This is a genomic window from Acinetobacter sp. HR7 (assembly GCF_000773685.1).
GTDB classification, from domain to species: domain Bacteria; phylum Pseudomonadota; class Gammaproteobacteria; order Pseudomonadales; family Moraxellaceae; genus Acinetobacter; species Acinetobacter thermotolerans.
Map to the genome: position 1 here is coordinate 1 of NZ_JPQO01000156.1, position 14,469 is coordinate 14,469.

At 39.8% G+C, this 14,469-nt stretch carries 15 protein-coding genes and 2 pseudogenes; 9 read left to right on the forward strand and 8 right to left on the reverse strand.

The genetic code is table 11. The features are described from left to right. The first annotated feature begins 72 nt into the window (after window positions 1-72). Window positions 73-336, forward strand: a complete 264-nt coding sequence (locus GW12_RS07235) for a hypothetical protein (protein ID WP_034585555.1) — start codon at window positions 73-75, stop codon at window positions 334-336. 69 nt (window positions 337-405) lie between these two features. On the opposite strand, the gene GW12_RS07240 is transcribed toward GW12_RS07235, so the two are convergent. Together GW12_RS07240 and GW12_RS07245 are read right to left on the reverse strand one after the other, a co-directional pair. After that, window positions 406-720 carry a hypothetical protein gene (locus tag GW12_RS07240; RefSeq protein WP_034585559.1) on the reverse strand — a complete coding sequence of 105 codons (315 nt, stop codon included), beginning with the start codon at window positions 718-720 and terminating at the stop codon, window positions 406-408. Between the two features lie 100 nt (window positions 721-820). Beyond that, complete coding sequence (locus tag GW12_RS07245) at window positions 821-1,150, reverse strand: DUF4236 domain-containing protein (RefSeq protein WP_034585562.1); 330 nt, start codon at window positions 1,148-1,150, stop codon at window positions 821-823. Between the two features lie 151 nt (window positions 1,151-1,301). Here GW12_RS07245 and GW12_RS07250 point away from each other — a divergent pair, with 151 nt between their 5' ends. From GW12_RS07250 to GW12_RS07280, 7 genes and pseudogenes are all read left to right on the forward strand, one after another. Continuing rightward, on the forward strand, window positions 1,302-1,892 hold the full coding sequence (locus GW12_RS07250) for a bifunctional 2-polyprenyl-6-hydroxyphenol methylase/3-demethylubiquinol 3-O-methyltransferase UbiG (protein ID WP_016658949.1): 591 nt from the start codon (window positions 1,302-1,304) through the stop codon (window positions 1,890-1,892). A gap of 2 nt (window positions 1,893-1,894) precedes the next feature. Next, window positions 1,895-2,938 carry an HNH endonuclease gene (locus GW12_RS07255; protein WP_034585565.1) on the forward strand — a complete coding sequence of 348 codons (1,044 nt, stop codon included), beginning with the start codon at window positions 1,895-1,897 and terminating at the stop codon, window positions 2,936-2,938. 225 nt (window positions 2,939-3,163) lie between these two features. Further along, window positions 3,164-4,731, forward strand: a pseudogene (locus GW12_RS07260) (type I restriction-modification system subunit M). Beyond that, complete coding sequence (locus GW12_RS07265; RefSeq protein WP_034585569.1) at window positions 4,731-5,948, forward strand: restriction endonuclease subunit S; 1,218 nt, start codon at window positions 4,731-4,733, stop codon at window positions 5,946-5,948. The pseudogene GW12_RS07260 and the gene GW12_RS07265 overlap by 1 nt, the downstream one beginning before the upstream one ends. Before the next feature lie 10 nt (window positions 5,949-5,958). Further along, window positions 5,959-6,810: an HNH endonuclease gene (locus GW12_RS07270; RefSeq protein ID WP_034585572.1), complete on the forward strand. Its 852-nt coding sequence runs from the start codon at window positions 5,959-5,961 to the stop codon at window positions 6,808-6,810. Window positions 6,811-6,827: 17 nt separating this feature from the next. Continuing rightward, window positions 6,828-7,739 (forward strand): DUF5655 domain-containing protein, encoded by a 912-nt coding sequence (locus tag GW12_RS07275; RefSeq protein ID WP_034585574.1) that lies wholly within the window; start codon window positions 6,828-6,830, stop codon window positions 7,737-7,739. Window positions 7,740-7,767: 28 nt separating this feature from the next. Beyond that, window positions 7,768-10,644: a type I restriction endonuclease subunit R gene (locus GW12_RS07280; RefSeq protein WP_034585577.1), complete on the forward strand. Its 2,877-nt coding sequence runs from the start codon at window positions 7,768-7,770 to the stop codon at window positions 10,642-10,644. A gap of 41 nt (window positions 10,645-10,685) precedes the next feature. On the opposite strand, the pseudogene GW12_RS15670 reads toward GW12_RS07280, so the two are convergent. The 6 genes and pseudogenes from GW12_RS15670 to GW12_RS07305 all read right to left on the reverse strand — a co-directional run. Then, window positions 10,686-10,802: pseudogene (locus tag GW12_RS15670) on the reverse strand (IS5/IS1182 family transposase); the annotation flags it as partial. A gap of 119 nt (window positions 10,803-10,921) precedes the next feature. Continuing rightward, the gene (locus GW12_RS07285; protein ID WP_016658955.1) at window positions 10,922-11,665 is read right to left on the reverse strand and encodes an ATP-binding protein; all 744 of its coding nucleotides are present in this window, start codon (window positions 11,663-11,665) and stop codon (window positions 10,922-10,924) included. A 10-nt stretch (window positions 11,666-11,675) separates the two neighbouring features. Continuing rightward, on the reverse strand, window positions 11,676-12,248 hold the full coding sequence (locus GW12_RS07290; RefSeq protein ID WP_034585580.1) for a DUF1376 domain-containing protein: 573 nt from the start codon (window positions 12,246-12,248) through the stop codon (window positions 11,676-11,678). Window positions 12,249-12,313: 65 nt separating this feature from the next. Further along, the gene (locus tag GW12_RS07295; RefSeq protein ID WP_034585583.1) at window positions 12,314-12,565 is read right to left on the reverse strand and encodes a hypothetical protein; all 252 of its coding nucleotides are present in this window, start codon (window positions 12,563-12,565) and stop codon (window positions 12,314-12,316) included. Continuing rightward, entirely contained in the window at window positions 12,558-13,739 is a 1,182-nt protein-coding gene (locus GW12_RS07300; RefSeq protein ID WP_034585587.1) for a site-specific integrase, read from the reverse strand. Before GW12_RS07300 ends, GW12_RS07295 begins: the two co-directional genes overlap by 8 nt. Window positions 13,740-13,752: 13 nt before the next feature. Next, on the reverse strand, window positions 13,753-13,968 hold the full coding sequence (locus tag GW12_RS07305) for a hypothetical protein (protein ID WP_001054887.1): 216 nt from the start codon (window positions 13,966-13,968) through the stop codon (window positions 13,753-13,755). A gap of 110 nt (window positions 13,969-14,078) precedes the next feature. Between GW12_RS07305 and GW12_RS07310 the strand changes: the two genes are divergently transcribed. After that, window positions 14,079-14,285: a helix-turn-helix transcriptional regulator gene (locus GW12_RS07310; protein WP_081403472.1), complete on the forward strand. Its 207-nt coding sequence runs from the start codon at window positions 14,079-14,081 to the stop codon at window positions 14,283-14,285. Window positions 14,286-14,469 lie beyond the last annotated feature (184 nt).

Below are 14,469 nucleotides of genomic sequence, written 5' to 3' on the forward strand. Positions count from 1 at the left end.
CCTAACTTTTTCAACTAACTACAAATGTGTCGCACTTGGGATTTGAATCTGCGAAATTTATAAGCTCTTAAGATGGAAATTAAACAACTGAAACAGGTAGAAGTCGTTACAGATGTTGTATGTGATGTATGCAACCAATCAACGAAACTGGAGTTTGGAACTTTATCGGCGCATTGGGGCTATGGTTCTAAGCATGACGGGGAAAGATATGAATTGCAGTTATGTGAGAAATGTTTTTTTTATGCACTTGCGACATTAAAAAAAGAGCGAGCAGATGAGTTTATGTTTGATGAAAATTTTGACCCTTCAACCCTAGATGGGTTTGGGTTGAGGTGAACCTATCATCGCGATAGGTTCTAAGAATCCAGAAAATACTGATTCAGATCCACGCCAGCAGCTTCATTTTTAATGGCGAGTAAGGGATTCAGGAAAAATATTTTTCTTTGCTTCGAGGTCACTGAGTTCGGAAAATGCTTGAATACCGCCTGCGGCTTTAATTCCATCTAAAGCGACAGATAGAGCTTCCTGATCTGACGGGAATGTTTCATCCCATACCGTAGAAGTACCACTTTGGTTCACCACTTCCAGTGTCCAATCACTGTCAGGCAGTCGATAAATGAGAATTTCGACCTGCTGATTATGTTCCTGTAAAACTTGAGATAAGGGAGAGTCGATTAAATCATTTTCATCATAATCGTGAGTATGGTGATTGTCTGACATCAGAGGCAACCTTTATTGTACTTAACATCCGTCCATAGTAATGAATGAATCAGATTTTGCCTAGCAGGAGGAATATTATCGGTAAAAAGAGCGGTGAATTCTAAAAAAGAATTGCCCCGACAATAAAACAAAATAATCCAAAAATCACCCAAATCCAGACATTCGATTTGGGTTTCTCAGTATGTGATGTATAGAACGATTGTTGTTCCTGAGTAGGATTTTTTTGGTTGCCAACTCTGTTCTTATAGGGCTGGTGTTTTGAATAGGATAGGCCTGTGCCAGGAATACCAACGCTGGTTCGCGTACCTTTTTTGCCAATATTTAAAGAAGCACCAGGTTTGCCAATGCTTGCACTGCTGATGCCTTTATGCGTCAGATTGATTTTTAATCCAGGTAATATTTTAATACTCTTGCGAAATCTGAAGCCCATATTTTTTCCATTTACAAGAACCAGTTTGGTTTCTATCTCAGTTGTCCGGATACAGTGAAATAAGAGTTTGATTCATTCATAGGACTGATCATTTGACTTATCTAGTGAAAAATCAGTATGTTCTTTAACATAAGATATTGGCTTTTAGACAATGAATCAAACATCAAATTATTACAATCAACATGCTCAAGCATTTTTTGAAAATACCTATCAGGTTGAGATGGAAAGTCTTTACGCACCATTTCTAAGATATTTGCCGGAACAGGCATTGATCCTAGATTTGGGCTGTGGCTCGGGGCGGGACACTTTGGCATTTAAGAAAAAAGGCTATCAAGTTGAGGCAATTGATTATTCTGCCGAGCTGGTTAAAAAGGCCAGGGAGCTGACCAATATTGAAGTACGTCAGCAAAGTTTTTATGATCTAGCTGAGAATAATAAATACGATGGTATTTGGGCTTGTGCATCTCTTTTACATTGTGAAAGAGATCGCCTAACTGAAGTGCTGGGGCTTATATTCAAAGCATTAAAGCTAAATGGTGTGTGTTACATGTCTTTTAAGTATGGCAATACAGACCGTGAGATAGAGGGGCGCAGCTTTACTGACTTGAATGAACAGCAAGCTCATGACTTACTCAAACAAATAGATCAGGCTTTACTGTTACAACAATGGATTACTGTAGATAAACGTCCAGAGCGTACAGAAGAGTGGATGAATATTCTGATTAGAAAAGTGCAGGCTTAGATATGTTATTCAGTATAGCCGAAATACCAACCCCTCAAGAACAGTTGAAATTCTTAAAGCATATTCAGCAGATTTTGCAGTCAGGGACTTTTACTTCGACATATAAGTTTGCTTTGCTGATAAGTATCACGCGTCTGGCGATTGAACAGGGGCAAGATACTGGTGCTGCCTTGCATTTAGAATATCAGGATATTGCTGAAAAGTTTATTGACTTATACTGGAAACAGTCACTGCCGTTTCAGTTTAACCAGTATGAGCCTTTTACTATTCATCAAAGCACTGGTAAGCAGGCAAAGATCATCAGTGAAATCCAGAAAGCACAGCAACAATTCAAGACCTTGGCCGCGTTGAGAAAAGACCAGTTGCACTGGAATCAGCTTAAGAAAGTGGTTGCAGTAACCGTCAAGCAAATGCCGGTGGTGTATTTGCAGAATTTGAATGGTCAAACCATAGAGTTTCTCTATAGTCTTGAAGATTCCAAGCAGTCCCTCAAGCTGTTGCCCAAGGTGATGTATTGCTTAAGACAATTTAGTGAAATCATTGAAGAGTTGTGCCAGAAGCGCTGGATTGATTTTGTTCGGCTAAACAAGCAGAACCTAGTGGTACTGGATGGTTTGCCTGATCTAGATGAATTCATGTTTGCCCCAAGTCGCAATCAACTGGGGAAGGTCGCGGACTTCTTAATTGACGTACAGCAATGCCAGTGTTTTTACTGTGGCAAAAGCCTAAAAAATTCAAAATATGCCGTGGATCATTTTATTCCATGGTCATTATATCCTGCCGATACCGGACATAATTTTGTCCTGGCGGATGAAAAGTGCAACTCACAAAAAAGTAATTATTTGGCGTCAGAACAATTTCTGCAACAGTGGCAGGAGCGGAACTATCTACATGATCAATCTATTGTTCGGGAAATTTCTCAATTAGGTTTTTTAACCGATCTGCAACGTTCGCATCGGGTTGCCGACTGGGCGTATAAGCAGGCAATAGAGAATGAATATTTAGTCTGGCTAGGTGGAAAAGATAAACATATATTAGGTGTTTAGTCCCATATCTGGAGTACTTTAATGTCTTTATTTTTCTGTAGTGAAGATTACTGGAGTAGGCTGCTATATAGTTTAGATTATGTCTCTATCTAGCGCCTGAATTGACAGATTACATCGCTTGACCGCGACAATTCCTGTCCTTGTCCACCTTTTTACTGCTGCATAATTTAGAATTTTAGGTAAAATCATTTGATTAATGATTCACTTAATTGGACTTCTATAAAAATGACCCAGGTGCAACTACAACAGCTACAAAAACAACTTTGGAATATTGCCAATACTTTGCGTGGCACCATGGGCGCCGATGAATTCCGTGATTACATTCTGGGTTTTATTTTCTTTAAATATTTATCAGAAAAGTCGGTGAACTTTGCCAACGAATTGCTAGATGGCGAAGACCTCAGCTTTTTAGAATTAGATGAAAATAATCCTGAGCATGTGCCGTACATCGAAGAAATTAAAAAGAATGCCATTGCCGAAGTCGGTTATGCGCTTACACCAAAACAGCTATTCCATACCTTAGCCGAGCGTGGTCGTCAGGGCGAATTCATTTTGGATGATTTAACTGCGACCTTAAAATCGATTGAACAAAGCACGTTAGGCACCGACTCTGCCGATGACTTTGCCAACCTGTTTGAAGATTTGGATCTAAACTCGACCAAGCTTGGCAATAATGCCAGTGACCGTAATGCACTGGTGGCGAAAGTCCTGAGTCATTTAGATGATATTGATTTTGATATTTCCAATACCGAAGCCGATGTACTGGGCGATGCCTACGAATACCTGATTGGTGAATTTGCCTCAGGCGCAGGTAAAAAAGCGGGGGAATTCTATACCCCGCAAACGGTATCGACTTTACTGGCAAAGATTGTCACCCAAGGCAAAGACCGTTTACGTTCAGTCTATGACCCGACTTGCGGTTCAGGTTCGTTATTGCTTCGGGTAAAACGTGAAGTGAAAGATGTCGATATGATTTACGGTCAGGAGATGAACCGTACTACTTACAACTTGGCACGTATGAACATGATTCTACATGATGTGCATTTTGCCAAGTTCGACATCAAGCAGGAAAATACTTTAACCCGTCCGCAGCATTTAGATAAAAAGTTTGATGCGGTGGTGGCGAATCCGCCATTTTCTGCAAAATGGTCTGCCGATCCTTTATTTTTACAAGATGAGCGTTTTGCTGCGTATGGCAAACTGGCGCCAAGTTCTAAAGCCGATATGGCGTTTGTACAGCACATGCTGTATCAACTGGATGACAACGGCACGATGGCGGTGGTGTTACCGCATGGCGTCTTGTTCCGTGGTTCGAGTGAGGGCGTGATTCGTCAGTATTTGATTGAACAGTTGAACGTGGTGGATGCGATTATTGGTTTACCTGCCAATATTTTCTATGGCACCTCGATTCCGACCTGTATTTTGGTGTTGAAGAGAAACCGTGAGCATAAAGACAATATTTTGTTTATTGATGCCAGCAATGATTTTGAAAAGCAGAAGAACCAAAACAAGTTATTGCCTGAGCATTTGGATAAGATTGTCGCGGCATTTGAAAAGCGTGAAAATATTGAAAAATATGCGCATGTGGCGACTTTGCAAGAAGTCAAAGACAACGATTACAACCTGAATATTCCACGTTATGTCGATACCTTTGAAGCAGAAGCCGAGATTGATTTAGATGCGATTGCAAAACAGCTTCAAGCTTTGGAACAAGACAGCCAAAAACTGATGCCATGATTGCAGAGTTTTGCAAAGAGCTAGGTATTGTTTCACCGTTTGCGGAGGTGAAGTAATGGCTGCGCCAAAGTTAAGATTTAGAGAGTTTGATGTATATTGGAACTCTGTAGCTATTGGGAATTTTTTAAAAATTAAATCGGGCTTAGGATTCAAAGCAGAAGAATATACAACTGAGGAAGCTATACGCCTTTTACAGATTGAAAATGTGGGTTATGGGACAGTTAAATGGACTCATAACGTTAAATTCGTACCACACAATTATTTAGAGAATCATCAAGATTTAGTTTTAAATGAAGATGATATTGTTTTAGCTTTAAATAGACCTGTGACCAATGATCAGTTAAAAATAGCAAAATTAACTAAACAAGATAGTCCATCTATTCTTTATCAGCGTGTCGGAAAATTAGAGTTTAAAAAAAACGAAATTGATAGTGGCTTTATTTTTCAAATTTTCCAAAAGGATGTAAAAAATTATGTTTTAAATAGTTCGATTGGTAGTGACCAGCCTTTTATCTCTACAACTCACTTATATAAACATAAACTACACATACCATCAAAACCCGAACAAACCAAAATTGCCTCTTTTCTTTCTGCAGTGGATGAAAAGATTAGCCAACTCACGCAAAAACATGAGCTACTGAGCCAATACAAACAAGGCATGATGCAGAAGTTGTTTAGTCAGCAGATTCGTTTTAAAGCGGATGATGGTAGTGAGTTTGGGGAGTGGGAAGAAACCACTTTAGATAACTTTTTAACAGAGAGCTTGGTTAAGGGTAATAAGGGTGATGAAGCTAGAAAATTGACTGTAAAATTATGGGGGAAAGGTGTAATCCCTAAAAATGAAGCATTTCAAGGAAGTGAAAATACCCAATATTACAGACGCTCAGCAGGTCAGCTTATTTATGGAAAGCTTGATTTTCTTAATTGTGCATTTGGAATTATTCCACAACACTTAGATGGCTTTGAATCAACGATTGACGCACCTGCTTTTAATATTGATCAATCAGTAGCTAATCCATATTTTCTACTTAATCGCTTTTTTCAAAAAGATTTTTATAAAAAAAATGGAGAGGAGGCTGATGGAAGTAGAAAAGCTAAGCGTATTAACCAAAGTGTATTTTTAGCAATGACTATTCAACTGCCTTGCATACAAGAACAGACCAAGATTGCTAATTTCTTATCTGCGATTGACCAAAAAATTGAAGTGGTGGCACAGCAAATTGAACAGGCCAAAACTTGGAAAAAAGGTTTGTTACAGCAGATGTTTGTGTAGGGGGGAAGTTATGGCAAATTGGCTAGTAACCGTGAATTATGCTGAGTTTGATTTAGAAGCAGCTTATGAGGCTTTGCCGCAGATTTATTGGAAGAATTCAGCCACTAGTGAAGGTAAAGGGTTACAAATCAATGATATTGTTCATGTATATGTGACCCAACCCATCTCAAAGGTGATGTATCAATTCAAAGTTATTGGGCATGCGGAAAACTCAGAATACCCAGTAGCACAGAAAGCATTTTGGTCGGATAAAAAGAAAATTGAAAGTTATCTAGGTGGGTACTCTATTTTTGAAAAGTTAAACAAAGTGGATAAATCCACTTTGTCTTTTGAATATTTCAGACAGGAAAACTTAATTCCTGATGCTCCTATTCAAGGCCGTCGCACAGATCGAGATAAAGCTTCAAATGATCCAATCCGCATTTTTTTAACTCATATTTTTAATGAGTTTAAAACTGATAGTGTGAATACCGACTATCCAGATGAAGCAGGTTTAGAAAATGAAACTTTTCCTGAAGGAGCTAAGCAAACGGTTTTAGTGAATAAATATGAGCGTAACCCTGAAGCAAGGGCTAAATGTATAGAAATTTATGGAACACGTTGTTGCGTTTGTGGCTTGAGCTTTGAACATATGTATGGCTCATTTGCTAAAGATTTCATCCATGTACATCATCTTAAGTCTTTGCACACGATTGGCGAACAATATGAAGTAGACCCTAAAGAAGATCTAAGACCAGTCTGTCCAAATTGTCACGCCATGCTCCATAAAACCGAAAATGGTCTTCCAATGACAATTGAGAGATTAAAACTTTTATATAGCGTTTCTTTGAGGAATCCGCTTAGACAAACATTTGAAGAATAAATAATTCGAGATTTTTAATGCAGCTTTATCAAACCCAAGCACAGACATTACTAGAACTCACCGAAGATCCTTTTCGTTTGGAAAGAGAAATTCAAAGCCTGTTTGAAAGCAATCTTTACAGTTTTACAGGTCTGGAATTCATCAAGTCCGAGTTCACGATCAAGAATAATCGTATAGATACACTGGCTTTCGATCCCGAAAGTCAGGCGTTTGTAATTATCGAATACAAGCGTGAACGCAATTATAGCGTGATCGACCAAGGCGTTTCTTATCTGAATCTGATGCTCGACTACAAGGCAGATTTTATCGTTGAGTACAATGAGAGCCAGAGCAAACAGCTTAAACGTCAGGATGTCGACTGGTCACAAAGTCGAATCATCTTTGTTTCACCGAGCTTTACCGACTTTCAAAAGCAGTCTACTAATTTTAAAGATTTGGGCATTGAGCTGTGGGAAATCAAACGCTATCAAGGTGGAATTGTTTCAGTCAATCCATTGCAGAAAGCCAAATCAGCCCCTTCAATTAAGCAAGTACAAAAGGTTGACTCTGAAGATATTCAAAAAATTACTAAAGAAATCCAGCAATATGATGAAGCCTATCACTTGGCGGATAAGTCCGATGACATCAAAGAGCTATATGAGCAATTCAGGGACTCAATTCTGGGCTTAACCACCGATTTAGAGGTTCATCCCAAGAAAATGTACATCGCCTTCCGTAAGGGTAAGCGTAACTATGTCTATATGAGTATTGGGACAAAGCAAATTCGTATATGGCTGAATATGCCTTTTAATCAACTGGATGACCCGAAACAGCTCGCGAAAGATGTGACCAATATTGGACATTGGGGAAATGGTGATTGTGAGGTGATCGTCTCAGATACAGAAAATTTAGAATATATCTTGAGTTTAATTAAACAAACATTGAAGTGAATAATTTAAGATTTTAGAGGGAAAGGAAATGACAGTACAAAGCGAATATCAACTTGAAAATGAACTGATCGGCCAACTGCAACAATTAGGTTATGCCTCAGTCACGCTCAAGGATGAAAGCCAACTACTGTCTAACCTCAAAACCCAAGTCGAACGCGCCAATGGACTAGCGCCTCTGTCAGAAACGGAATGGAAACAGGTCATCAGTTTTTTGAACACGGGCACAGTGTTTGAACGCGCCAAGAATCTGCGTGATCTGTTCCCAGTCAAATTTGATGATGGAACCAGTAAACACCTTTTTTTCCTGTCCGATGACCCAAGCAAAAATATCTATCAGGTCACCAATCAAATTACTATCGACCACCGCGACTATAACGGCCGTACCAGCCGTTTTGATGTGACCTTACTGGTCAATGGTTTGCCTTTGGTACAGATCGAGCTGAAAAAACGCGGCATGGAAATCGCCGAAGCCTTTAACCAGACCCAGCGTTATACCCGTGAAGCCTATTGGGCAGGGCAAGGGCTGTTTGGTTTTATTCAGCTCTTTGTGATTAGTAATGGTGCCAATACCCGTTATTATTCAAACGGTACCACAGGCATCGAGTTTGCCTTTCCCTGGGCGGATGTCCATAACAAGCACATCAATGAAATTGTCGACTTTGCCGAGGCATTTTTAAATCAGCGGCATCTAACCCAAATGCTGACCCAGTACATGGTGCTGCTAGAAACCACAAAAAGCCTGATGGTGCTGCGTCCCTATCAGATTTATGCAGTACAGAAAATTGTGCAGCATGTGCAAAACTCCAATCAGAACGGCTATATCTGGCATACTACAGGTTCAGGCAAAACCCTGACTTCTTTTAAAGCCAGTCAGATCATCATGCAAATGCCTGATGTAGAAAAAGTCCTGTTTGTGGTGGATCGTAACGACCTCGATACGCAAACCTCACGCGAATTTAATGCTTTTAAAGCCGACAGCGTGGACAGCACCGATAACACATCGACCTTGGTGAAACAGCTGGATCAACGTCATGACAAACTGATTGTGACCACCATCCAAAAACTCAATCGGGCCATCAGCACCGAGCGTTATTTAGAATCGATTGATTATCTTAAAAATAAAAAAGTGGTGTTTATTTTTGATGAATGTCATCGCAGTCAATTTGGTGAGACTCATCAGAACATCAAAAAATTCTTCAGCAATGCACAAATGTTTGGTTTTACCGGTACGCCTATTTTTGAAAAGAACAGCCAAAGCAAAGCAGGTTTAAAACTCACCACAGACTACCTGTTTAATGAGTGTTTGCATAAATACGTGATTGTCGATGCCATCCGTGACCGTAACGTCTTGCAGTTCCAGATTGATTATCGTGGCAAATACACCGCCAAAGGCATGGCGACGAATGAAAGTTATGAGGAAGATGTAGAAGGCATCGATACCAAAGAACTGTATGACAATCCGCAACGCCTTGAAATGATTGCCCGCTACATTGTCAATATTCACGATACCAAAACTCGTAATCGCGAATTTACCGCAATGTTCTGTGTCAGTTCGGTCGAAACACTGACCCAATATTACGACCTCTTTGAAAAGGTGCAGGCTGAAAAGCAAATTGAAGATGAAGCACAAGGTCGGATATTTAAACCGTTGACCATTGCCACTATCTTTTCCTATGCGGCAAATGAGGCTGTACCGACTGATGACTTAACTGGCTTGATTCATGAAGAAGCCGCAGATATTCCAAGTCAGGTCAATTCATCCAGTCGGGATAAGCTGGATCGCTACATTGCCAATTACAACCGACAGTTTAAAACCAACTACAATTCTGGTGATCAATTTTATGCGTACTACCGCGACATTGCACAGCGCGTAAAAAACAGACAGATTGATATTCTAATCGTGGTCAATATGTTCCTCACGGGCTTTGACTCTAAGCCGTTAAATACCTTGTATGTCGATAAAAACCTAAAATATCATGGTTTGATTCAAGCATTCTCACGCACCAACCGTGTCTATAACGATAAAAAACCATTTGGCAATATCATCTGTTTCCGCAACCTAAAACGTGCGACAGATGAAGCACTGGCGCTATTTTCCAATAAAGATGCGCAAAAGGTGGTACTGGTTCCAAGCTTTGAGGAAATTAAGCAGGATTATGATGCTGCTGTTCAGAAGTTGCTCAAGATCACGCCTGATTATCAAAGCGTGGATGATCTCATGACAGAAGATCAGCAGTTGGAGTTTATTAAGGCCTTCCGTGAAGTGATGCGTTATAACGCTCAGCTGCAAACCTTTATCGAATACGATCAGAACCAGACCGCTTTAGATAAACAGCACTTTGCCAATTTTGCTTCCAAGTATGCTGACTTATGTCGTGATGTACGCAAGACTACGAAAAAAGAAAAAGTCTCTGTACTGGATGATGTCGATTTCCAATTGGATCTGCTACATAGTGACCGGATCAATGTGGGCTATATTATCAATTTGCTGCAAATGGCTCTGGATAGCGGGGATGAGGCCAAACGCAAGAAATACGAAGCACAGATACATGATCTAATTGGTAATGAAGTTACCTTGCATGACAAGCAGGAACTGATTCAGAAGTTCATTGAAGAAAACATGCCGAAGATGATCAATGGTCAAAGCGTACAAGATGCCTTTGCACAATTTTGGGATATCGAAAAAGAACAGGCTTACCAGCAGCTTTGTGAGCAGGAAAATCTAAAGCCTGAAGCGATGAAAGAAGTACTCGATCACTATGAATATACGCATCGTTTGCCACGTAAAGAAGAGTTGAAAGACTTACCGAACTATAAAGTGAAGCTGTTTGAGCGAGATAATGTTTTGACCAGTTTAATGGTGAAGACAAGGCAGTTGATTGAGAAGTTTTATGTGGGATTTTAATTGAGGTAAGGCTTTGTTGCACAAACCTAGCTTAGAAGGGGCGCATACCATTGCGTAGCAGGATCAAACCAAATGGCAATATTTCCGCGACTCATGAGTGCTCGGTTATATGCGGGCCAATTGGTTGTGCGGTAGATTTTGTGTGTAGGCTTCTTCATTTGAAAATTATATCGCTGAAAAAGCCTTTACAGATAGGTTTGTGCAACAAAGCCACTTAATTTAAAAAAGAGATAAGTTAAAAAGAGCCGTCTAACAAGGCTCTTTTTTGCAAGCAGTATTAAGTAATCCTTTGATCTGCCCAGTAGCATGGAACAATGATCAGGCTATTTTCATGCAACCTTGACCATAATCGGACACCTAAATCCCGCTGCATATTTTGGACTGTGAAATTGGAAATCAGCAGGGTAGATTTCATATTGTCATAACGACTATATAAGACCTTATGCACCATCTCCAGGCGTTTTTCATGCCGGTCATGCAGGCCATATTCATCAATCACTAATAAATCAAAGCTGGAGAAATGGTCGATGACTTCCTTTTCAGAGCGTGAAGCATCTGACCAAGTGTCCATCATTTTTTGAGCAATTTCTGCACTGGTATAGTAGCGTGCAGATTTTGTACTGTTATGCAGAATGTTGCGAATAATTGATGCACTCAGATGGGTTTTACCTGTACCTGGTGTACCAATCATCAACATGTTCGGGTTGTGGTCAGAAATAATCTGCTGTGCAAAGGCCTGACATAGTTTGATGGTATTGTCTTGTGCAGGGCATGCAACTACATAATTCTTGAAGCCACGATCCAGGTAGCGTTTATTGAGCCCTGAGTTTTTGATTTTCTGTTGTAGCAATCGCTGTTGCAACTCATCTGCATAGGCTGCATGTGAGTGATGGACGGTTTCTTTGGCACACAATTTACATAGCTTGTGACCAGCGATTTCCATCAGGGGTATATGATGGGTAGGGCAAAGTGTTTCCGTTGTTTCTGTGCGAAACTGGAGCGTTTTAAGCATGGTATTCATGATCACTCTCCTAAATCCATTTGGAATTTTCTAAAAAATCCTCATTTTTTTCTTCAAAATTTGGAGATGAAGATGAAGATGAAGATGAAGATGAAGATGAAGATGAAGATGAAGATGAAGATGAAGATGAAGGGCATGATTCAAGCATGGCTTGAGTAATACTCGAGCTCTTCTCAGGAGCTGCTTGAGCATTTACTTTTCGTTGCTTGGTTGATGCTTGAGCATTACTTGCGGATTTATTCCAGCGTGCTTGAGCTGCATTTTTAGCTTTATCAGATTTCATTTGCTGATTTTGCAATGCCTGGCTTTTTAAACTGGTTAAAAAACTTGAATGAATCTGCTCAGACTCGACTTCAAACAATTCCAGAGCCATCAGCGTATTCAACAAAGTTTTAGCCTTGGTGTGCTGAGGTAATTTCGTGATGCTACATACAGTAGCTAGGTCATGAGGGATGGCACCATTTTTCCAGAAATCCATCATTAACAGCAGTGCCGCACCAATTTGTTCTGCCGTCATTCGTGCAAATTTCGCCTGTAGGTCGCCAATATAGAGTGGCATCCAAATTGAAATATCTTTATGCATGTGTTCACCTTTTTATAGGTATAGAAGGGCTAAGGTCATCGATTTGATGACCTTTTATGTTTGTTTTATGAGTGAGCGAGACTCATTAACCGGAGACGGGCCTGTTGAGCCAAGTCATCGTAATGGGCTTGCCCTTCATCCAGCATTCGCTGTAGCCAAAGTCTTAATGCTTGGTGATCATCGAAGCATTTATTGATTTCCAGCAAAAAGGCCAGATTGTGCAGTTTGGGAATGTGTAACTCGTGAATGAGTTCACGCGCGACCATATCTGCTTCAGCGCTGACGACCACACCACCAAAGAAAGCTTTACTATTCATGTGCAAGCTCCTCTGTATTTAGTTTTTCCAGCATGGCTTCAAATGCACTGCCATCGCGGCGCGTCACATTGGGGATGTAACGGCTATAGACCCGGAATAGCATTTCAGTCGTTGAATGTCCCAGCTGGCGTGCAATCCATTCTGGGTTCTCGCCTGCCGACAGCCAGAGCGTAGCTGCAGTATGACGTGTTTGATAAGCACGACGAGGTTTTAGCCCTAAATAGCGTAGCAGGGGATGCCAGACACGCTTATTGACCAGGCGATAATCAAGCGGCCCACCATCGCGATTACAAAATACAAATTCTGATTTTCCAGAATTTAAGCTTTTTTGTTGCAGAAAGGCCTGATAAACCCGATCACTCATCTGGATCGTGCGGTCAGAACCATAAGTTTTAGTTCCACCAAGCTCCCCATTCACCAATGCTTCACGAATGTGGATTTCCCGACGTTGTAAGTCCACATTTTTCCATTGCAAGCCATCGATCTCACTGGTGCGCATACCTGTGAAAAATCGAACAGTATAATAAGGCTTAAAATCATCACGAACTGTGGCAAGGATTGCGTGTACTTCCTTTAATGAAAAAGGTGTTACTTCAATCTTTCCTTGCTTTAAGTTCTTGATATTTTTATAAGGGCTATCAAATTCATATCGTTCGGCAGCACTATCGAGTATCATACGAAGCACTATCATAATCTGGTTGATTCTTGATGGTGAAAGGCATTCTTGGTTTTTTCCGTGAGTCACTTTGGCGAGGGATGAACGGAATCCAAGAATGTCTGACTTTTTAATATTAATAACAGGAATTGCGCCAAAAAAAGGGATCAAGTACTTTTTGATTACAATTTGAATTTTCTCCTTATAGCTTGTACGCCACTCTATTTCTTTATCAGTGAACCAGATTTCACAGAACTTTGAAAATAGAGGTGTTTTAGAGCTGATTTCATTTACTCTGTTTTCTGCATTTTTGATTTCTTTCAAACGAGAACTTTTTGGAAAGTACTTAGCATAGTCAAAAATACCCAATAAGATTTCCGCTTCCATTCGCTCAATCACTTTTTCAAGCTTTTTGCGATTTGGAGCATTGTCTTCAAGAGCTGTTGTTTCACGACAACGGATGTTTAAGTATCGAAAATCGACACATAACTTACCGTATCTAGTACGGATGGCAGCCATAATAATATCCTCCTTATTGAAGTTGTAGGCTGTGTAGCGAGCCTAAAGTGGTTTTAGTCATATCTTCTTCAATACGCTCCCATACATATAAAATTTTGCGTCCACCAAAAGGGCGGATGTAATGAATACCTTCGATTAGAACGCTATCCTTTAACTGATTACGAATGGTACGTTCGTTATAATGGATTCGTTCTGCCAATTCTTTTGTAGTAATATAAGTAAGATTCATGTTTGTATCCTTTTATAAAGTATCACAATGGTGTTATTTAAGATCACAATGCAATAATAAATGCGTTTAATACATCATGCAAGTACTTTATTATACAATGGTGGTAATTAATGATAGTTTGTAACTTGCCTGTTCTTTTGGCGGAACGAAGAATGAAAGTGGCAGATGTAGCTCGGGCAACCGGAATGAGTAAGACGACTTTACATAAGCTTTATAATGGTCAATCAACTCGTATTGATTTTGAAACATTAGAAAAATTGTGCATATTGTTAAATGTAGACGTTGGTGATTTATTAAAGTTCAAGCCAGATGAATAATTATTGCTAATAAAAAGCGTCATATAATTTAATAATTTTCTAGTTAGTATATTGTTTTTATTAAGTATTTTTGGTGACCAAATTTGGTCACCATTTTTTATAAGAGATTAAAAAGCTTTAATGAAAGCCATAAGGGAGGGCGAATTCAAACATGAGGTGCGATAGTTTCAAAAGCCTTATGATA